The following is a 19,235-nucleotide window of genomic DNA, read 5'->3' on the forward strand; positions in this document are numbered from 1 at the left end:
GGGCGGAGAGAGCCTCCGCCAGCCGTACGACCTGGAGAGCCGAGACCATGCGCGTCGAGATCTGGAGCGACATCGCCTGCCCCTGGTGCTACGTGGGCAAGGCCCGCTTCGAGAAGGCGCTGGCGGCCTTCCCGCACCGCGACGGCGTCGAGGTGGTCCACCGCTCGTTCGAACTGGACCCGGGCCGGGCCAAGGACGACGTGCAGCCCGTCCTGACGATGCTGACCGCGAAGTACGGCATGAGCGAGGCCCAGGCGCAGGCCGGTGAGGACAACCTCGGCGCCCAGGCCGCCGCCGAGGGCCTGGACTACCGCACCCGGGGCCGCGACCACGGCAGCACCTTCGACATGCACCGGCTCCTCCACCTGGCCAAGGCGCAGGGCAGGCAGGAGGCGCTGCTGGACGCCTTCTACCGGGCCAACTTCGCCGACGAGCGCTCCGTGTACAACGACGACGAGCGGCTGGCGGAGCTGGCCGTGGCCGCCGGGCTCGACGCGGACGCCGTCCGCGAGACGCTCGCCGACCCGACCGCCTACGCCGACGAGGTGCGCGCCGACGAGCGCGAGGCCGCACAGCTCGGCGCCACGGGCGTGCCGTTCTTCGTGCTCGACCGGAAGTACGGCGTCTCCGGCGCCCAGCCCGCCGAGGTGTTCGCCCAGGCGCTGACGCAGGCGTGGGGCGAGCGCGCTCCGCTGACGCTGATCGAGGACGGCGGGGGCGCACAGGCGTGCGGCCCGGACGGGTGCGCGGTGCCGCAGAACTGAAACCCCAGGTGAGCGGCCGTGTATAAGCGCTGCTTCGAGGAATCGCGCAGAAATCGGCAATGGACGGGGAGGTCGTGGGGCCCCAGAGTGGTCCCATGGAGAGCTTCGAGAACCTCGTCCGTGCCGAGTTCGCGCCGAAGAACACGTACCTGAACACCGCCAGCACCGGCCTGCTCCCCGCCCGGACCGTCGTCGCGATGCGCGACGCCACGGCGTCGGTGGCGGCCGGACAGCCGTCCGACATGTTCGCCGACGTGGAGGCGTGCAGGTCCGCCTTCGCCCGGCTCGCCGGCGTGCCCGCCTCCAGGGTCGCGGCCGGGGCGTCGGTCGCCACGTACAGCGGTCTCGTCGCGGCCTCGCTGCCGACGGGCGCCGAAGTCCTCACCGCGGAGGCCGACTTCAGCTCCCTGGTGAACCCCTTCCACGTCCGCGGCGACCTGAAGGTGCGCAGCGTGCCGCTGGAGCTGGTCGCCGAGTCGGTCGGCCCGGACACCGCCCTGGTCGCGGTCAGCTCCGTGCAGTCGGCGGACGGACGGATCGCCGACCTCGCCGCGCTGCGGGAGGCCGCCCGGGCGCACGGCGCGCGGACGCTGGTCGACGCCTCCCAGTCCGCCGGGTGGCTGCCGCTGGACGCGGACGGCTTCGACTACGTGGTCGCCGTCGCCTACAAGTGGGTGCTCTGCCCGCGGGGCGTGGCCTTCCTGGTCGTGCCGGAGGACCTGGGGGCCGTGCCGCCGCTGTTCGCCGGGTGGGCCGCGGGCGAGCGCCCCTGGGACAGCTGCTACGGGCCCGTGGAGGAACTCGCGCACTCCGCACGGCGGTTCGACGAGAGCCCCGCCCTCCTCTCCTACGCCGGCGCCCGGCACTCCCTGGGCCTCGTGGAGGAACTCGGCGTCGACGCCGTGCACGCCCACGACACCGCCCTCGCCGGCCGGTTCCGCGAGGGCCTGGCCTCCCTGGGGCACGAGCCGGTTCCCGCGCCGGGCTCGGCGATCGTGTCCGTGCCCGGACTGGGCCACCGGCAGGGCGAGTTGAGCCGGGCGGGCGTGGAGGTCTCCGACCGCGCGGGCAATCTGCGGGCCGCCTTCCACCTCTACAACACCGCGGCCGACGTCGACCGGCTGCTGGACGCCCTGTGCGGCTGACGGCCGCGGCACGCGACCGGGCCGGTGCCTCCCGTCCCACACGAAGAGGCCCGGCCCGGTGGTCCCGTCACACGGTCACTTCACCGGCGTGAAGTCCCGTGCACCGATGAACTCCGGCCGCCGCACCGGCGCCGCGAACGGCTCGACCGCCGTGTTCTCCACGCTGTTGAACACGATGAAGACGTTGCTGCGCGGGAACGGGGTGATGTTGTCGCCCGAACCGTGCATGCAGTTGCAGTCGAACCAGGTCGCCGAGCCGGCCTTGCCCGTGAAGAGCCTGATGCCGTACTCCGACGCCATCTTCGTCAGCGCCTCGTCGGACGGCGTCCCCGCGTCCTGCATCTGCAGGGACTTCTTGTAGTTGTCCTTCGGCGTGGCCCCCGCGCACCCGAGGAACGTCTTGTGCGACCCCGGCATGATCATCAGACCGCCGTTGGTGTCGTAGTTCTCGGTGAGCGCGATCGACACGGACACCGTGCGCATCCGGGGCAGACCGTCCTCGGCGTGCCAGGTCTCGAAGTCGGAGTGCCAGTAGAAGCCGCTGGCCCCGAAGCCCGGCTTGACGTTGATCCGCGACTGGTGGACGTACACGTCCGAGCCGAGGATCTGCCGGGCCCGGCCGACCACCCGCTCGTCGCGCACCAGGTTCGCGAACACCTCGCTGATCCGGTGCACCTCGAAGACGGACCTGATCTCCTTCGACTTCGGCTCCACGATGGAGCGTTCGTCCGCCCGGATCGCCGGGTCGGTGGTGAGCCGTTCCAGCTCACGCCGGTAGACCTCGACCTCGTCCGGTGCGATGAGCTGGTCGATGGCGAGGAAGCCGTCGCGCTCGAAGGACTGCAGACCGGCCGGGTCGATGGGACCGGGCGCGTCGGGGGCGCCCCAGACCACCGGGTCCTGCCGGGGAGTGGCCACCTCGGTGGCACCGCGGCTGGGGTAGAGATCGGTGACGGTCGTGGTGGTCACGGTGACTCACACCTCCTCGGTGAGCAGCGGGTAGACGCCGTTCTCGTCGTGGTCCTCCCGTCCGGTCACGGGCGGGTTGAAGACACAGATGCAGTGGAAGTCCTCCTTGACCCTGAGCGTGTGCCGCTCGTGGCCGTTGAGGAGGTACATGGTGCCGGGCGTGATGTGGTACGTCTTCCCGGTCTCGAGGTCGGTCAGCTCGGCGTCGCCCTTGGTGCAGACGACGGCCTCGATGTGGTTCGCGTACCACATCGACGTCTCCGTACCCGCGTACAGGATCGTCTCGTGCAGGGAGAAGCCGACCTTCTCCTTGGCGAGGACGATGCGCTTGCTCTCCCAGGTGCCGGACGCCGATTTCACGTGCCGGTCGGTGCCTTCGATCTCCTTGAACGAACGGACGATCACGGTGTTGCGATGCCTCCTAGGTGGGTGTTGCACGGGCCTGCCGGACGGTGCCGGTCAGGCGGTCTCGCGTACGGCGCGCGCGAGGGTCTTCAGGCCCTCGTCCAGCTCGTCGGGGGTGACGGTGAGGGCGGGCAGCAGCTTGACGACCTCGCTCTCGGGACCGGACGTCTCGATGAGCAGCCCGAGCTCGAAGGCCCGCCGGGCGATGCGTGAGGCGCGCTCCTTGTCGTGGAACTCCAGGCCCCACACGAGCCCGCGGCCCCGGTACTCCTTGACGTCGGCGAGGTTCTCCTCGGTGACGGCGATCAGGTGCTGCTCGACCTGCTCGCCGCGGGTGCGGGTCTGCTTCTCCATCGCCGACCCGTCGGCCCAGTACGCCTCCAGCGCGGCGGTCGCCGTGACGAAGGCGGGGTTGTTGCCGCGGAAGGTGCCGTTGTGCTCGCCCGGCTCCCACACGTCCAGCTCGGGCTTGAACAGGCACAGCGACATGGGCAGGCCGTAGCCGCTGATCGACTTGGAGACGGTGACGATGTCCGGCGTGATGCCCGCCTCCTCGAAGGAGAAGAAGGCGCCGGTACGGCCGCAGCCCATCTGGATGTCGTCGACGATCAGCAGCATGTCCTGGCGCTCGCACAGCTCGGCCAGCGCGCGCAGCCACTCGGGCCGGGCCACGTTGATGCCGCCCTCGCCCTGCACGGTCTCGACGATGACGGCGGCCGGCTTGTTGAGGCCGGAGCCCTGGTCCTCCAGCAGCCGCTCGAACCACAGGAAGTCCTCGACGGTGCCGTCGAAGTAGTTGTCGAACGGCATGGGCGTGCCGTGCACCAGCGGAATGCCGGCGCCGGCCCGCTTGAAGGCGTTGCCGGTCACGGCGAGCGAGCCCAGCGACATGCCGTGGAAGGCGTTGGTGAACGACACGATCGCCTCGCGGCCCTTCACCTTCCGCGCCAGCTTGAGAGCCGACTCGACGGCGTTGGTGCCGGTCGGCCCCGGGAACATGACCTTGTACGGCAGGTCGCGCGGCCGGAGCACCAGGTTCTGGAAGGTCTCCAGGAAGCGGCGCTTGGCGGTGGTCGACATGTCGAGCCCGTGCGTGACGCCGTCCCGCTCCAGGTAGTCGATCAGGGCCCGTTTCAGCACGGGGTTGTTGTGCCCGTAGTTGAGGGACCCCGCTCCGGCGAAGAAGTCGAGGTACTCGTGGCCGTCCTCGTCGTACATGCGGCTGCCGTGCGCACGGTCGAAGACGGTGGGCCAGCCGCGGCAGTAGCTGCGCACCTCGGACTCGAGGGTCTCGAAGACACTGAGGTCGGGCTGGGTGATGGTCACGACGAATCGCTCCTCGATGCGTGAGGGTCGGTGAGGGAGTCGGGGAGGGTCGGTCCGGTGTCAGCGGGCGTCGGTGAGGGGGCCGATGCGGTACAGGACCTCGGGGTCGTGCGGCCCGTCCGGGAACAGCGCCGTGTCGAACAGCACCGTGCGCTCCAGCCGCGCGCCGTGGCGCTCGGCGAACGAGGTGAACAGGCGTTCCGACGCGGTGTTGCCCGGGGTGATGGTGGTCTCCATGGTGGTCAGCCCCTGCTCCGCCACGGTGCGCGCGACCAGACCGTCGAGCAGCGCGGCGGCCAGTCCGCGACCGCGGTACGCCTCGTCCACCGCCACCTGCCAGACGAGCAGGGTGCGGGGGCGGTCCGGCCGCACGTACCCGGTGACGAACCCGATCGCCTCGCCGCTCTCGTCACGGGCGACGGCCGAGGTGGCGGCGAAGTCCCGGCACCACAGCAGATAGCTGTAGGACGAGTTCAGGTCGAGGACCTTGGAATCCCGCGCTATCCGCCACAGTGCGGCTCCGTCCGTCACCTCCGGACGGTCGATTTGCAGGTCTGCTTGTGCGGCAGTCATGCAAATTGAACTTACCCAGGGAAATTCAAAATTGCATCGCAGGACGGGGTTACGGATGGCGTGGTCGTGTGTTATCACGCGGGCGCGTGGGTCCGCGCGAGGCGTTGCGGATTTGCCCGGATTTGCACGGGATGTAGCACACAAAACGGGCGGGCTGTGGAACGGGTCACAATCGCGTAACCCGTTCGTAGCCCGCCCGGAATGGTCCGGTTCGCGTTATCCGAATCTTGGCGTTTAGCCCGCCGGAAAGCGGGCAGGAGAATACGGGAAGCTGCTCTCCGGATAATCCCTTTATTGTGACTGTGGAAAATCGGCCGGCAACTCGGAATTCAGGTCCCGGAAAGGCCGGGCGCTCATGCGCGCCACGCGTCGTCCGCGGCCTGCCGGGCGGCCGCCGGATCGGTCGCCAGTCCCTTCGCCGCGAGCGCCGCGCCGAGGGCGGCCAGGCAGCCCTGCACGGCCCCGGGCGTCGCGTCCGGCCCGTAGTGGTTGACGCGGATCATCTCCTTCGCCAGCGCGCCCCCGCCCGCGGCCAGCGGCAGCGCCGGGTCGGACTCCAGGGCACCGGCCACCAGCTCGGAGGCGTCGACCCCGGCCGGCGCCCGCAGGGTCGTCGCCACCGGCGCCGCGTCCCCGGCCTCGTACACGTACGGCTCCAGGCCGCCGCCCAGCGCCAGCGCACCGGCCCGGGTGGCCGCCGCGGCGGACGCGTGCCGTCGCATCACCGTCTCCAGGCCCTCCGCCTCGATGCGCTCGACGCACGCCTCCAGCGCCAGCATCTCCAACTGCGCGGGGGCGTGCAGCAGCGCCTTGCGCCCGCCGTCGATCCACCGCTCCTTCCAGTCCAGCAGGGAGAGGTACGACCGCCGCGGCGCCCTCGGGTTGGCCGCCATCCGCGCCCACGCCCGCTCGCTCACCGACACCGCCGACACCCCGGCAGGACCGCCCATCGCCTTCTGCGCGCCGATCACGCACAGGTCCACGCCCCACGCGTCCGGCAGCACCGGCTCCGCGCCCACGGAGGCGACGGCGTCCAGGTAGAAGAGCGCACCGTGCTCCCGCACCACCGCGCCGATCTCCGCGACCGGGTTGGTGTTCCCCGTCGCCGCCTCCGCGTGCACCAGCGACACGAAGTCGATCTCCGGGTGCTCGGCGAACGCCTCCCGGATCCGGTCCGCCGTCACGGCGGTGTGGAACGGCACGGCGAGGTCGTGCACCGTCGCGCCGCAGTCCCGCAGCCAGTTCCCGAACGTCTGCCCGTACGGCCCCGTGATCACGTTCAGCGCGACGGTGCCCGGCCCGGCGGCGGCGCGGATCGCCCCCTCCAGCGGCAGCAGCGCCTCGCCCTGCATGATCACGACGTCCTGCTCGGTGCCGAGCAGCCGCGCCACCCGGTCCTCGATCGCGGCGAAACGGCCGGCGCTGAGCGGGGCGAGGTCCAGGAAGGGATGGGTCACGGCGGTGCTCTCTTCACTCACGGCAGGTGGTACGGGTCGGACGGTGCCAGGTGGTACGGATCAGACGGTGTCGAGAGTAACCGCAGTCGGCCCCGCCACTCCGGGCGAGGACCCACCGTTGCGACACCCCCACGGCCGGAACTATGGCTTCCGCCACAGCCGAAGGGGTCAACGCCCTGATGGACTCGCGCCGTGCTGCCCTTCCTGCTGCTCGCCCTCGTCGGCGTGGTGACCGCCGTCGCCCTCGTCGGCCACGGCGCCCAGACGCTCGCCCGCCGCGCACCCGGGCCCGCCGCCGCGGGGCGCCCCGGCGCCGGGCTCCGCGCGCTCGCCGGGTTCGCCGGTGCGGCGGCCGTCGTCCTGTACGCCTGGGGCGCGCTGTGCGTGGCCGGGGCGGTCATGTCGGCCGAGGACGGCGGCGCCGGTTCCTCACCGATGCCGCCCTGCCGCACGGCCGGGAACCCGGAGCTGTCCGCGCGGGTCGTCGACTACTCGGTCTCCTACCCGCCCCTCCGCTTCCGCTGCGAGACCTCCGACGGCGACGGCTACGCCTCGGACGAGGTCCCCGGCTGGGTCAACCCCGCCGTCGCCGCCCTCGCCCTGGCCGCCGTCGGGGGCGCCGTCGCGGCCGGGTACGCGAACGGGGCATGTCGGGCGTCGAGTTCAAGATCACAAGTGAGTAAAAGTGAACGTCCCGATTCCTGATGTCACTTAAAGTGAAAGTTCTGTGTACTTTCCGTTGCGTTTTTGCGGGATTGTGAAGAACTCATCGTCGCGGGCGGAGGTCTCGCCGCCCGCGCACCGACATCCGAGGACTTGACTCATGCATACCCATGGCAAGGGCAGGGCCCGCTGGCTGGTGCCCTTGGCCGCCTGCGCCGTCTCTCTGCCTCTGCTGGCCCCCGCGGCCGCGCCGGCCCATGCGGTCGCCGGCGTGCCGTCCACGGCGGCCGACTATGCCTTCACCGCCCGGCTCGACATCGGTGAGGGCCTGCGCGCCTGCTCCGGTGTGCTCGTCGCGCCCCAGTGGATCGCGACCGCCGCGAGCTGCTTCAGCGAGGACGCGGCCACCCCGGACGCCGCCGCGGGCGCACCCCGGTGGAAGACCACGGCCACGATCGGCCGCCCCGACCTGACCACCACGACCGGTCAGGTCCGTGAGGTCGTCGAGCTGGTGCCGCGCGGTGACCGGGACCTGGTACTGGCCCGGCTGGCTTCGCCCACCACGGGGATCGCCCCGGTCCCGTTCGCGAAGACCCCGCCCGCGGCCGGCGAGGAACTGACGGTCGCCGGATTCGGACGGACGAAGGACGAGTGGGCGCCGCTGACGCTGCACACCTCCGCGTTCACGGTCGACTCCGTGGCCGGGTCCGAGCTGAACATCAGCGGGAAGTCCGCGTCCGATGCGATCTGCGCCGGCGACGCGGGCGGACCCGTCCTGCGCACCGCGGGCGGCGAACCGGAGCTGGTCGCCGTCAGCAGCCGGTCCTGGCAGGGCGGGTGCTTCGGCACCGACCAGGCGGAGACCCGCAACGGCGCCATCGCCACCCGGCTCGACGACACCGTCGGCGGCAACACCGTCCCGGCCGGGACCGTTCTGCGGCCGGGGGACAACCTGACGTCCAACGCCGCACGTCTGACGCTCCAGGCCGACGGCAACCTGGTCGTCGTCTCCAACGCCGGCAGGACGCTGTGGTCGACGGGAACCGCGGGCCACCCCGGTGCCACGGCCCGCTTCGACGACAACGGCAACCTCAGCGTGGTCGCCGCCGACGGCGCCGTGCTGTGGGAGTCCGGGACCACGGCCCCCGGAGGGCGGGCGGTCCTGCAGAACCGCGGGAACTTCGTCATAGCCGGCGCCGACGGCGCGACCCGGTGGGCGGCCGGTACGGCGATCCGCCACGACTACGACGGTGACGGCCGCAGCGACCTCGCCGCCTGGTACGACTACAGCGACGGTCACGACGCGCTGCACACGCTCACCGCGGACGCCGACGGCCTCATCGAGCAGCCGTTCCAGTCGTACTCCTCTGCCGTCGGCAGCTGGTACGCCGGGAACATGCAGTTCTCCACCGGTGACTACAACGGTGACGGACGTGGCGACATGGCCGCCCTGTACGGCTACAGCGACGGCTCCGTGAGACTGTTCACGGCGCTGGGCAGGGACGACGGCGGGTTCCAGCCGCCGGTCCCCTCCTGGAGTGCGAATCCCGGCGGCTGGACCGCGCGGAACATGACGCTGCACAGCGGCGACTTCGACGGCGACGGCCGCGACGACCTCGCCGCCTGGTACGACTACGACAACGGCGACGACCGGCTCTTCACCTTCAGGTCCACCGCCGCCGGCGGCTTCGCCGCACCCGTCCCGTCCTGGAGCAACACCGCTGACGACTGGAACCGGGACAACCTGAAGTTCGTCGTCGGCGACTGGAACGCGGACGGCCGCGACGACCTCGGCGGCCTGTACCGGTTCTCCGACGGCAGCCTGAAGATGTACAGCTTCCTGGCGACCCCCGCCGGCGGCTTCGGGGCGTCCATCGGTTCCTGGGGCAGCGCCACCTTCGGGGACTGGAACCGCACGCACGTCCACGCGGGCGACTTCGACGGTGACGGGCGTGACGACGTCGCCGCCTGGTACGACTACGCCGACGGCCACGACGCCGTGCACCTCCTGCGGAGCTCGGCCACCGCCGAGGGCCAGTTCACCACGCCCGTGCAGGTGTACGAGACCGCCGCCGGGAACTTCACCTACGCCGCGATGCGGATGGTCGCCGGTGACTACAACGGCGACGGGCGGGACGACCTGGCGGCGCTGTACGGCTACAGCGACGGAAAGGTCAGGGCGTTCACCTGGACCACCGCGGCCGGCGGCCGGATCAACGGTGCGGCTCCCGGCTGGGCCAGCGCGACCACCACCGGCTGGAACATCGGCAGCAGCACCTTCCTGCGCAGCGCGAACTGATCCACGCCGTGCCGGGCCCGACCGGGTCCGGCACGGCTCGGCCGCCCCGGCCGATCGCACCCGTTGCGGGGCCGCCCACCGGACCTTCTAAGGTGCAGGCATGAGCGATGGCGCGGTGCTGCACGTGAAGGGGCGGGTGCTCGTCGGACCGGACGACGTCCGTGACGAGCTGTGGGTGATCGGCGGCCGGATCTCGTACGACCGGCCCACCGGGGCCGGCGACATCCGCACCGTCGAGGGCTGGGCGCTGCCCGGCCTGGTCGACGCGCACTGCCACGTCGGCCTCGACCAGCACGGCGCGGTCCCCGAGGACATCGCGGAGAAGCAGGCGCTGACCGACCGGGACGCGGGCACGCTGCTGATCCGCGACGCGGGCTCGCCCTCCGACACCCGCTGGATCGACGACCGCGAGGACCTGCCGAAGATCATCCGGGCCGGCCGGCACATCGCCCGCACCCGCCGCTACATCCGCAACTACGCCTGGGAGGTCGAACCCGACGACCTCGTCGCGTACGTCGCCCAGGAGGCCCGGCGCGGCGACGGCTGGGTGAAGCTGGTCGGCGACTGGATCGACCGCGACCTCGGTGACCTGTCCGCCTGCTGGCCGCGCGGCGCCGTCGAGGCGGCGATCGCCGAGGCCCACCGCCTGGGCGCCCGCGTCACCGCGCACTGCTTCGCCGAGGACTCCCTGCGCGACCTGGTCGAGGCCGGCATCGACTGCATCGAGCACGCCACGGGCCTGACGGACGACACGATCCCCCTGTTCGCGGAGCGGGGCGTCGCCATCGTGCCCACCCTCGTCAACATCGCCACCTTCCCCGCGCTCGCCGACGGCGGCGAGTCCAAGTTCCCGCGCTGGTCGGCCCATATGCGCCGGCTGCACGAACGCCGCTACGACACCGTGCGGAGCGCCTACGACGCCGGGATCCCCGTCTTCGTCGGCACCGACGCGGGCGGCTCGCTGGCCCACGGTCTGGCGGCGGCGGAGGTCGCGGAACTGGTCACCGCCGGCATCCCGCCCGTGGAGGCGCTGGCGGCGGGGACCTGGGCCGCCCGGCGGTGGCTCGGCCGCCCCGGCCTGGACGAGGGCGCTCCGGCCGACCTGGTGGTGTACGAGAGCGACCCGCGCACCGACGTGCGCGTGCTCGCCGCTCCGCGCCGGGTGGTGCTCAACGGGCGGGTCGTCGGATAGCCGACGCGGGTGACACCGGGGAACACCCGTGCCGGGGGATTCGAAAGGTTTCACGGAAACCCCACGATGGGGTGAAGTGACCCCGGATCGCTGACGGCCCGGCGCGGGCGGGGACATTCTTTCCGGGTCCCAAGCATGTCTCCCGTGCATGTCCCGCATGCACGTCTTCCTGGGGGTCCCACCACCTTGAACGGCAACACCTTCCGCATGCCCGCACGCCGCCTGGTCACCGTCGCGGCGGCCACGGCCCTGGCCGCCGGTCCCGCCGCCCTGGCCGGCCCGGGCACCGCCCACGCGACCGGCGACCAGGGCCGCGCGAGCGCCGCCGTGCTGCGCACCGGGCTCGACGTGTCCCTGCTCAACAAGACCGTGAACGTCCCGCTCACGGTCTCCCTCAACGAGGTGCAGGCGCCCGAGAGCGCCCGCGAGACCGCGCTGACCGCCCGGCTCGACGGCGTCGACGGCGGCAGGCCCTTCAGCGTCCTGCGCGCCGACGTGGCCGACGCGGGGGCGACCGTGACCGGCGGCAGGGCCGAGGGGCACACCAACCTCGCACGGGCCAGGGTCCACGTGCCCGGACTGCCGCTGCTGTCGGTCGTCGAGGTCGAGCAGGTCACCTCCCGGGCGGTCTGCGAGGCCGGGAAGAAGCCGGTCGCCGAGGCGAACCTGCTGGGTTCGGTGACGGTCCTCGGCAAGAAGGTCACGCTGACCACCGGCGGGACGACCGAGGTGAAGGTGCCCGGCGTGGGAGAGGTCCGGCTGGACCTGTCGAAGACCGCGACGACCTCCCGCACGGCCGCCGCCACCGCGCTCGAACTCACGGTCTCCGTCAACCCGCTGGACCTGAACGTGGCCGAGGTCGACGGCACCCTGACCCTGGCGGAGGCCACCTGCGAGACACCGGCGACGCCCGGGGCCCCGGCCGGACAGCCGCCCGCGCAACCGGCCGCCGAACAGGCCCCCGACGTCCGGGCCCAGGGCGAACGGACCGAGGCGGGCCTCGCCGAGACCGGCGGCAGCTCCGCGACCCCGTACGTCGCGGCCGGCGCCGTGGCGCTGCTCCTGGCGGGCGGCGGAGCACTGGCGGCGACCCGCCGCCGACGCACTTGACAACCGGCCGCGCCCAACGGCACCCGCGCCCGGTCCGGGACGAGCCCACCGACTCCACCCCGACCGACCGACGCGCCCGCCGGTACGGCGTGGCAGGGGGGGGCGGTGCGACCGGGGGAGGGCGTGGCCCGGGGTGGGCCTGGTCCCGGACGGGGCCTGCCTTCTGTTGGACGTCCGGTCGGGTAGGGGGCGCCGGCCCCCTGCCCGGCCGGGGGGCCGACGGGTCAGTCCGGCAGGGCCCGCTCCAGTGCTTGTAGGAACCCGTTCGTCGTGGCACGGTCCCGTACCGCCAGCCGCAGCCACTCCTCGTCCAGCCCCGGGAACGTGTCCCCGCGCCGCACCGCGTACCCGAGGCCGCGCAGCCGGTGGCGTACCGCCGCGCCGTGCGGCAGCCGTACGAGGACGAAGGGGCCCTCGGCGGGCCCGACGACCCGCAGTCCGGCGGGGGCGAACCCGCCGAGCCCCGAGACGAGATGCGCCCGGTCGGCGGCGATGCGGTGGGCGGCGTGGGCGGCCTCCGCGAGGGCCCGCGGCGCCACGCACGCCTCGGCCGCCGCCAGCGCGGGCGTGGACACCGGCCACAGCGGCTGGGCGCGCTCCAGTTCCGCCACCGTCTCCGGCGCCGCCAGCACGTACCCGATCCGCAGCCCGGCCAGCCCCCACGTCTTGGTGAGGCTGCGCAGCACCACCAGCCCGGGCACGTCCGTCCGCCCGGCCAGCGCCTCCCGCTCGCCCGGCACCGCGTCCATGAACGCCTCGTCCACGACCAGCGTCCGCCCCGGACGCGCCAGCCCGCTGATCGCGTCCGCGGGGTGCAGCACCGACGTCGGGTTCGTCGGATTGCCGATCACCACCAGGTCGGCGTCCTCCGGCACGGCCGCCGGATCCAGCCGGAAACCGTCCTCCGCGCGCAGCAGCACCCGGTCGACCGCGTGACCCACGTCCCGCAGCGCCGCCTCCGGCTCCGTGAACTGCGGGTGCACCACGACCGGCCGGCGCACCTTCAGCGCCCGCGCCAGCAGCACGAACGCCTCCGCCGCACCCGCCGTCAGCAGCACCCGCTCCTCCGGCAGACCGTGCCGCGCCGCCACCGCCGCCCGCGCGTCCCGCCCGTCCGGGTAGGCCGCGAGCGCGCCGAGCGAGCCGGCGATGTGCTCGCGCAGCCAGTCTGGCGGCGTGTCCGCGCGGACGTTCACCGCGAGGTCGACCAGCGCCGAACCGTCGTCGCGGACCTCGGCGTCCCCGTGGTGCCGCAGGTCGTGCCCGGGCTCAGTGCGCATGGGAGTGTGCGTGTCCATGTCCGTGATGGTGCCCGTGGTGGTGGTGACCGTCGTCGTCGGGGTGGAAGTGCGGCTGCTGCGGCAGCCCCACCTTGTCCTCGAACCCCGGCAGCGCGATGCGGTACACGCAGCTGTCGCAGTTCATCCGCAGGTCACCCCCGACGGCCTCCTCGTACCGCTCCCACACCAGGTCCAGCAGCTCCGGCTCGGGACCGATGACGTCCGCCGACCGCACCTCGGTCTCCGGATGCGCGGCGGCCCACTCCTCGGTCTGCTGCCGCACCCGGTCCGGGAGGATGCCGGTGAACAGGAAGTAGGGCAGGACCACGACCCGCCGCGCCCCCAGCCGCGCACACCGGTCCAGGCCCCCCGGCACGTCCGGCTTCGCCAGCGACACGAACGCCGTCTCCACGCCCGCGTATCCGCGCCCCTCCCACAGCAGCCGGGCCGCCTTGAACACCTCGGCGTTGGCGTCCGGGTCCGTCGAGCCGCGCCCGACGAGCAGCACGGTCACCTCGGAGCGGTCCCAGGACGGATCGACCGCCTCCGCCAGCCGCCGCTCCAGCACGCCCAGCAGCGACGGGTGCGGGCCCAGCGGACGCCCGTAGGTGTACGTGATGCCGGGGTGCCGCTCCTTCTCGCGGGCCAGCGCCGCCGGGATGTCGCCCTTGGCGTGCCCGGCGGAGACCAGCATCAGCGGCACGGCGGCGAACCGGCGTACGCCCCGCTCCACCAGCTCGGCGACCGCCTCGCCCAGCGGCGGCGGGGACAGCTCGATGAAGCCGCCCGCGACGGGCAGTTCGGGGTGGCGGCGGCCCAGCTCGCGCACGAAGTCGCGGAACGCCTCGGCTCCGGCCTCGTCCCGGGTGCCGTGGCCGGCGATGAGCAGGGCGGGCGGGGTGGTCACAGGTTCTCCTCGGGTTCGTCCGCCGAAGCGGGGTGGTACAGCAGGGCGTTGAGCGCGGCGGCGGCGACCGCCGACCCGCCCTTCTCGGACACGTTGCTCACGGCGGGCAGCCCGCTCTCGCGCAACGCGGCCTTGGACTCGGCCGCCCCGACGAAACCGACGGGCAGCCCGATGACGAGCGCGGGCGCGGCGTCCAGGGTCAGCAGCTCCTCCAGCGCGGTCGGCGCACAGCCGATCACCCACAGCGCGCCCGGCCCGACCTCCTCGTACGCCAGCCGCATCGCGTGCGCCGAACGCGTCAGCCCGGGACCGGAGACGGCGTCCCTCAGCCGGCACACGGTCTCCCGGCGCGTGATCCCGGCGGCGACCATCTCCACGTCCACGACGACGGGCGCCCCGGCGTGCAGCGCGGCGTGCGCCTTCACCAGGTCGCCCTCGTCCATGACGAGGTCGGAGGCGTACTCCAGGTCGGCCGCGGAGTGGATGACCCGCTCCACCACCGCCCGGGTCAGCGGCGGGAAGTGCGAGGTGTCCAGCCGGGCCCGCAGCCGCCGGAAGGACTCCTGCTCGATGGGATGGACGACGCGGTTCACTCGGTCTCCTCCTGCCAGCGGTAGCCGCGCGGCGTCACCATGCGGCCCGCGATCTCGCGGGTCGCGGTGTTGCCCACCGTCACGACCGTCATCATGTCGACCGTCGCCGGGTCGAGGTCACCGAGCGTCGTGACCCGGCTGGACTCGTCCGCCCGCGACGCGTTGCGCACGACACCGACCGGCGTCGTCGGCTCCCGGTGCCCGGCGAGGATCGCCAGGGCCTTCGGCAGCTGCCAGTCGCGGCCCCGGCTGCGCGGGTTGTAGAACGTCACCACGATGTCGGCCTCGGCCGCCGCCCGCACCCGCCGCTCGATGACCTCCCACGGCGTGTGCAGGTCGGAGAGACTGATCGACACGTGGTCGTGGCCGAGCGGCGCCCCCAGGATCGCCCCGGCCGCCAGCGCCGCCGTCACGCCCGGCACGCCGACCACGTCGATGTCGTCGGACGCCTCGGCCAGCGCGGGCGACGCCATCGCGTAGACGCCCGCGTCCCCGCTGCCGATCAGCGCGACCGCCCGACCCCGCCGGGCCTCGGCGACCGCCGTCCGCGCCCGCTCCTCCTCGGCACCGAGACCGGACTCCAGGACCCGGGTGCCGGGCCGCAGCAGGTCCCGGATCTGGTCGACGTACTGGTCGAGGCCGACCAGCACGGAAGCGCGCCGCAACTCCGCCTTCGCGCGCGGAGTGAGGAGGTCCCGGGCGCCCGGACCGAGCCCGACCACCGCGAGCCGCCCGCGCCCCGGCCGCCGTACGACGGCACACGTCGCCATCGCCGACTTCCGCTTCGGCACCAGCAGTTCGCCCCCGCGCACGAGCGCCGACGCCTCCGCGACGGACGGCGTCCCCACCGCAGCGAGCGGCGCGGCGGACGGGTTCGGCACCTCCACGCGGGCCAGCTCCTCGGCGGGGTACGTCACCAGCGGCACCCCGAGCCGCTCCGCCGCCGCCACGATGCCGGGCTCACCGGCCTTGGCGTCCACGGTGGCGATCTCGGCGAGCGACGCGGGGGACAGTCCGGCGTCCCGCAGGGCGCCCTCGACCAGGCCCAGCACCTCCTCGGCGGGAGCGTTCCTGGAGGCGCCGACACCGACCACCAGGGACGGCGGGCGCAGCACCGCCTCCCGCGCGGCGGGCTCGACCAGACGGTCCGTCACCCGGATCACGTACGCGCCCTCGTCCCCGACCGGCAGCGGCGGCAGCGGCCAGGCCACCTCGGTGCGCAGCGCGACCGGTTCGCCGTCGAGCAGCGCCCGCGACACCCCGGCGACATCGCCCTCCACCGGCAGCCCGAGCGTGTCCAGGCCGGGCAGGCCCACGGCGTCCGTCGCCGTCGTCACCACCGGCTCGGCGCCCAGCACCTCACCCACCGCACGGGCGAGGTCGTTGGCACCGCCGCCGTGCCCGCCGACCAGCGGCACCGCCCACCGCCCGGCCTCGTCGACGCACACCACCCCGGGGTCGGTCCGCTTGTCGTCCAGCAGCGGCGCCACGAGCCGGACCACGGCCCCCGTCGCCAGGAAGCACACGAGCTGCTCGCACTCGGCGAACGCCCGCCGCACGGCGTCGGCGACGGGACCGTCGTACACGCGCGTACGCCCCGGCCAGGCCGCGGCCAGCCGGTCGCGCGCAGCCGCGCCCGCCACCGTGGCGGAAACAAGGCCGATCACTGGACTACTCCTTCATCACGCGCCGCGGGCCTGACGCCCCACAGCAGGAAAACGGGATTGGTCGCCGCGAGCCGGGTCACGTCCCCCGGCAGCGGCGCGAGCCGGGACGACTGCAGCAGCACCCCGTCGCACTCCAGCCCGGCGTCGAGCAGGGCCGTACGGGCCGCGGGCACCCGGTCGAGCGCGGCCATGGCCACGACCACGGACCGCCGGGCGCGCCGGGCGCAGGCCGTGACGACGGCGGGCAGTTCGCGCCCGCCGCCGCCGACGAACACGGCGTCGGGATCGTCGAGGCCGGACAGCACCGTGGGCGCCGCCCCGTGCACCACCCGGACGTCGACACCGTGCGCGGCGGCGTTGGCCCGGATCCGCTCCACGCCGTCCCGGGTCTTCTCGACGGCCGTGACGGCGGCGCCCAGCCGCGCGCACTCCACCCCCACGGACCCGGAGCCCGCGCCGACGTCCCACACCAGGTCCCCCGGCCGGGGCCCGAGCCGGGCCAGGGCCAGGGCCCGCACCTCGAACTTGGTGATCATGGAGTCCCGGTGCGCGAACTCGGCCTCGTCCAGGGCCCACCCGGCGGGCCTGGCGAGCGGTCCCGCGACCGCTCGTACGGGTCCCAGCGCCCGCGCCTCGTCCAGGCACAGCACCACGCTCACCGCCGTCCCCCAGTCCCGGGCGGCGGCCTCGGCGGGCGTCACCCGCTCCACCCGCTCCTCCGCGGAGCCGAGCGCGGAGGCGACCACCAGGACCCGGGAGTCGGAGTCGGCCGCGAGCGCGGCGCCCAGCTCCGCCGGACCCGCCCCCGGTCCCGTCAGCACGGCGACCTTCGGGTGGGCCCGGCAGACGTTCACCGCGGTCCTGAGGTCCCGCCCGTGCGCGCTGGCCACCACGGCGTCGTCCCACGGCAGCCCGACGCGGGCGAAGGCGGCGGCGACGGAGGAGACACCGGGGCGGACGTCGAGCCGCTGTGGCCCGAACCGCTCGGCCAGCGCCCGCACGATCCCGAAGAACCCGGGGTCGCCGGAGGCCAGCACGACCACCGGCCGCTCCTTCGCGACGTACTCCGCGACGGTGTCGAGCGCGGGCGCCAGCGGCCCCAGCACGACCCGCTCGGCCGTCCCCGGCAGCCGTACGGCGTCCAGGTGCCGCCGGCCGCCCACCACCAGGCCGGCACCGGCGAGGACGTCCTCGGGCGGCGGCGCCCCCGTCCCCGTGCCCACGACCGTGATCACGTGCTCGCGCCCCGAGTGCGCAGCGCCCTGCGGGCCTCGGGGTCGGCCTTGCGGTACCCGTGGAAGTGCCCCGGGTGGTACAGGTGCGAGCGGGTGCCGTGCGCGTCGAGGGCCGGGCCGACCAGGAACAGCGTGTGCTTCCAGAGCTTGTGCTCCTTGACCGTCTCCTCCAGCGTGCCGATCGTGCACTTCACGACCAGCTCCTCCGGCCAGGTGGCCTGGTGGGCGACGACGACCGGGGTGCTGGTGGGGTAGCCGCCCTCCAGCAGCTCCCGTACCAGCTGGCCGCTGCGGGCGGCGGACAGGAACACCGCCATGGTCGTGCCGTGCTTGGCGAACTCGCGGACCTCCTCGCCGGGCGGCATCGGCGTCTTGCCGCCGCCCAGCCGGGTCAGGACCACGGACTGCGCCACCTCCGGAATCGTCAGCTCCCGCTGCGCCAGCGCGGCGACCGCGGAGAACGAGGAGACACCGGGCACGACCTCGGTCGCGATGCCGATCTCCGCGCACCGGTCGAGCTGCTCCTGCGTGCCGCCCCACAGGGCCGGGTCCCCGGAGTGGATGCGCGCCACCTTCAGGCCCTCCTCGCGGGCCCGCCGGTAGACGGCGACGACGTCCTCCAGCGACATCGTCGCCGAGTCGAGCACCTCCGCGTCCTCCCGCGCGTGCTGGAGGACCTCCGCCTGCACCAGGCTGGCCGCCCAGATCACCACGTCGGCCTCGGCGATGGCGCGAGCGGCGCGGAACGTCAGCAGGTCGGCGGCGCCGGGACCGGCACCGACGAAGGTCACCTTGCCGGTGGGGGCATCGGCCATGGGTTGGAGTCCTCTCGTCCTACGGAACATCAAACGGAACGTCAACGCGCGTGCGGTCGGACGTGCGCGACCGGGTGCGGATCGGATAGCAAGGGCCCATGGCGGTCTTCGTCGCGCTCGGCGCGTTCCTGATGACGCTGGCCGGCGGCTGGACGGCCCAGCGCGTGACCGACCGGCGCCACCTGGTCCTCGGCCTGGCCGGCGGCCTCATGCTGGGCGTGGTGGGCCTGGACCTGCTGCCGGAGGCACTGGAGGCGGCGGACCGGGAGGTGTTCGGCGTCCCCGCGGCGCTGCTGCTGTTCGTCGCCGGGTTCCTCCTCGCCCATCTGGTGGAGCGGCTGCTGGCCGCACGCCGGGCCGCGCACGGCGCCGAGGAGGACGGCCACCGCTCGCCCGAGGTGGGCCTGACGGCCGCCGCGGCGATGGTCGGGCACAGCGCGATGGACGGCGTGGCGATCGGCGCGGCCTTCCAGGTAGGCGGCGGCATGGGACTGGCGGTCGCGCTGGCCGTCATCGCCCACGACTTCGCGGACGGCTTCAACACCTACACGCTCACCAGCCTGTACGGAAACGCCCGCCGCCGGGCCGTCGCCATGCTGGTCGCCGACGCCTGCGCGCCCGTGGTGGGCGCCGCGTCCACGCTGCTGTTCAGCATCCCCGAGCAGGCCCTCGGCGCCTACCTCGGCCTCTTCGGCGGCGCGCTGCTCTACCTCGCGGCCGCCGAGATCCTGCCCGAGGCCCACCACGAGCACCCCGCCCGCTCGACCCTGCTGTGCACGATCGCGGGCGCGGCGTTCATCTGGCTGGTGGTCGGCGTCGCCGAGTGAGCGACCGC

The 19,235-nt window shown here is 73.6% G+C and carries 18 protein-coding genes; 7 read left to right on the forward strand and 11 right to left on the reverse strand.

From position 1 onward, the window contains the following. Positions 1-47 precede the first annotated feature (47 nt). A complete protein-coding gene (locus H0H10_RS17445) occupies positions 48-764 on the forward strand; it encodes a DsbA family oxidoreductase (protein WP_188181907.1) in 717 nt (238 codons plus the stop codon). 59 nt (positions 765-823) lie between these two features. Then, entirely contained in the window at positions 824-1,909 is a 1,086-nt protein-coding gene (locus H0H10_RS17450) for an aminotransferase class V-fold PLP-dependent enzyme (protein ID WP_188181908.1), read from the forward strand. Positions 1,910-1,984: 75 nt separating this feature from the next. On the opposite strand, the gene thpD is transcribed toward H0H10_RS17450, so the two are convergent. From thpD to H0H10_RS17475, 5 genes are all read right to left on the reverse strand, one after another. Then, entirely contained in the window at positions 1,985-2,878 is an 894-nt protein-coding gene (thpD, locus tag H0H10_RS17455; RefSeq protein WP_188181909.1) for an ectoine hydroxylase, read from the reverse strand. 6 nt (positions 2,879-2,884) lie between these two features. Beyond that, positions 2,885-3,283, reverse strand: coding sequence for an ectoine synthase (locus H0H10_RS17460; protein WP_188181910.1), 399 nt, complete (start codon positions 3,281-3,283; stop codon positions 2,885-2,887). A 54-nt stretch (positions 3,284-3,337) separates the two neighbouring features. Beyond that, the gene (gene ectB, locus H0H10_RS17465) at positions 3,338-4,609 is read right to left on the reverse strand and encodes a diaminobutyrate--2-oxoglutarate transaminase (RefSeq protein WP_188181911.1); all 1,272 of its coding nucleotides are present in this window, start codon (positions 4,607-4,609) and stop codon (positions 3,338-3,340) included. A 60-nt stretch (positions 4,610-4,669) separates the two neighbouring features. Next, positions 4,670-5,182, reverse strand: coding sequence for a diaminobutyrate acetyltransferase (gene ectA, locus H0H10_RS17470; RefSeq protein WP_188181912.1), 513 nt, complete (start codon positions 5,180-5,182; stop codon positions 4,670-4,672). A 353-nt stretch (positions 5,183-5,535) separates the two neighbouring features. Continuing rightward, positions 5,536-6,639 carry a pyridoxal-phosphate-dependent aminotransferase family protein gene (locus tag H0H10_RS17475; protein ID WP_188181913.1) on the reverse strand — a complete coding sequence of 368 codons (1,104 nt, stop codon included), beginning with the start codon at positions 6,637-6,639 and terminating at the stop codon, positions 5,536-5,538. A gap of 192 nt (positions 6,640-6,831) precedes the next feature. On the opposite strand from H0H10_RS17475, the gene H0H10_RS17480 reads away from it, so the two are divergent. The 4 genes from H0H10_RS17480 (at position 6,832) to H0H10_RS17495 (ending at position 11,903) form a co-directional block, all read left to right on the forward strand. Continuing rightward, the gene (locus H0H10_RS17480; protein WP_309141821.1) at positions 6,832-7,344 is read left to right on the forward strand and encodes a hypothetical protein; all 513 of its coding nucleotides are present in this window, start codon (positions 6,832-6,834) and stop codon (positions 7,342-7,344) included. Positions 7,345-7,462: 118 nt separating this feature from the next. After that, positions 7,463-9,601, forward strand: coding sequence for an FG-GAP-like repeat-containing protein (locus H0H10_RS17485; protein ID WP_188181914.1), 2,139 nt, complete (start codon positions 7,463-7,465; stop codon positions 9,599-9,601). Positions 9,602-9,701: 100 nt separating this feature from the next. After that, a complete protein-coding gene (locus H0H10_RS17490) occupies positions 9,702-10,793 on the forward strand; it encodes an amidohydrolase family protein (protein ID WP_188181915.1) in 1,092 nt (363 codons plus the stop codon). A gap of 186 nt (positions 10,794-10,979) precedes the next feature. Then, positions 10,980-11,903, forward strand: coding sequence for an SCO1860 family LAETG-anchored protein (locus H0H10_RS17495; RefSeq protein WP_188181916.1), 924 nt, complete (start codon positions 10,980-10,982; stop codon positions 11,901-11,903). A 224-nt stretch (positions 11,904-12,127) separates the two neighbouring features. On the opposite strand, the gene cobC is transcribed toward H0H10_RS17495, so the two are convergent. Genes cobC through cobM form a run of 6 tightly spaced genes read right to left on the reverse strand, consistent with a single transcriptional unit; the run spans position 12,128 to position 18,400 of the window. Next, the gene (gene cobC / locus H0H10_RS17500) at positions 12,128-13,183 is read right to left on the reverse strand and encodes an Rv2231c family histidinol phosphate aminotransferase CobC (RefSeq protein WP_262506271.1); all 1,056 of its coding nucleotides are present in this window, start codon (positions 13,181-13,183) and stop codon (positions 12,128-12,130) included. Beyond that, complete coding sequence (locus H0H10_RS17505; RefSeq protein WP_188181918.1) at positions 13,173-14,090, reverse strand: sirohydrochlorin chelatase; 918 nt, start codon at positions 14,088-14,090, stop codon at positions 13,173-13,175. The genes cobC and H0H10_RS17505 overlap by 11 nt, the downstream gene beginning before the upstream one ends. Beyond that, a complete protein-coding gene (locus H0H10_RS17510) occupies positions 14,087-14,683 on the reverse strand; it encodes a precorrin-8X methylmutase (protein WP_188181919.1) in 597 nt (198 codons plus the stop codon). Before H0H10_RS17510 ends, H0H10_RS17505 begins: the two co-directional genes overlap by 4 nt. Further along, on the reverse strand, positions 14,680-16,350 hold the full coding sequence (gene cobJ / locus H0H10_RS17515; protein ID WP_188181920.1) for a precorrin-3B C(17)-methyltransferase: 1,671 nt from the start codon (positions 16,348-16,350) through the stop codon (positions 14,680-14,682). Before cobJ ends, H0H10_RS17510 begins: the two co-directional genes overlap by 4 nt. Further along, complete coding sequence (cbiE, locus tag H0H10_RS17520; RefSeq protein ID WP_188181921.1) at positions 16,347-17,585, reverse strand: precorrin-6y C5,15-methyltransferase (decarboxylating) subunit CbiE; 1,239 nt, start codon at positions 17,583-17,585, stop codon at positions 16,347-16,349. Before cbiE ends, cobJ begins: the two co-directional genes overlap by 4 nt. Further along, entirely contained in the window at positions 17,582-18,400 is an 819-nt protein-coding gene (cobM, locus tag H0H10_RS17525) for a precorrin-4 C(11)-methyltransferase (protein WP_188181922.1), read from the reverse strand. Before cobM ends, cbiE begins: the two co-directional genes overlap by 4 nt. A gap of 98 nt (positions 18,401-18,498) precedes the next feature. Here cobM and H0H10_RS17530 point away from each other — a divergent pair, with 98 nt between their 5' ends. Further along, a complete protein-coding gene (locus H0H10_RS17530) occupies positions 18,499-19,227 on the forward strand; it encodes a ZIP family metal transporter (protein ID WP_188181923.1) in 729 nt (242 codons plus the stop codon). The last annotated feature ends 8 nt before the right edge of the window (positions 19,228-19,235 follow it).

This window comes from Streptomyces griseicoloratus (genome assembly GCF_014534645.1).
Classification (GTDB): domain Bacteria; phylum Actinomycetota; class Actinomycetes; order Streptomycetales; family Streptomycetaceae; genus Streptomyces; species Streptomyces griseicoloratus.

Excerpts from the sequence above, each read along its gene's own strand:
- H0H10_RS17530 (WP_188181923.1), top strand. The coding sequence starts at position 18,499 with ATGGCGGTCTTCGTCGCGCTCGGCGCGTTCCTGATGACGCTGGCCGGC.
- H0H10_RS17485 (WP_188181914.1), top strand. The coding sequence starts at position 7,463 with ATGCATACCCATGGCAAGGGCAGGGCCCGCTGGCTGGTGCCCTTGGCC.
- H0H10_RS17450 (WP_188181908.1), top strand. The coding sequence starts at position 824 with ATGGACGGGGAGGTCGTGGGGCCCCAGAGTGGTCCCATGGAGAGCTTC.
- ectA (WP_188181912.1), bottom strand. The coding sequence starts at position 5,182 with ATGACTGCCGCACAAGCAGACCTGCAAATCGACCGTCCGGAGGTGACG.
- cobC (WP_262506271.1), bottom strand. The coding sequence starts at position 13,183 with ATGCGCACTGAGCCCGGGCACGACCTGCGGCACCACGGGGACGCCGAG.
- H0H10_RS17490 (WP_188181915.1), top strand. The coding sequence starts at position 9,702 with ATGAGCGATGGCGCGGTGCTGCACGTGAAGGGGCGGGTGCTCGTCGGA.
- H0H10_RS17445 (WP_188181907.1), top strand. The coding sequence starts at position 48 with ATGCGCGTCGAGATCTGGAGCGACATCGCCTGCCCCTGGTGCTACGTG.
- cobM (WP_188181922.1), bottom strand. The coding sequence starts at position 18,400 with ATGGCCGATGCCCCCACCGGCAAGGTGACCTTCGTCGGTGCCGGTCCC.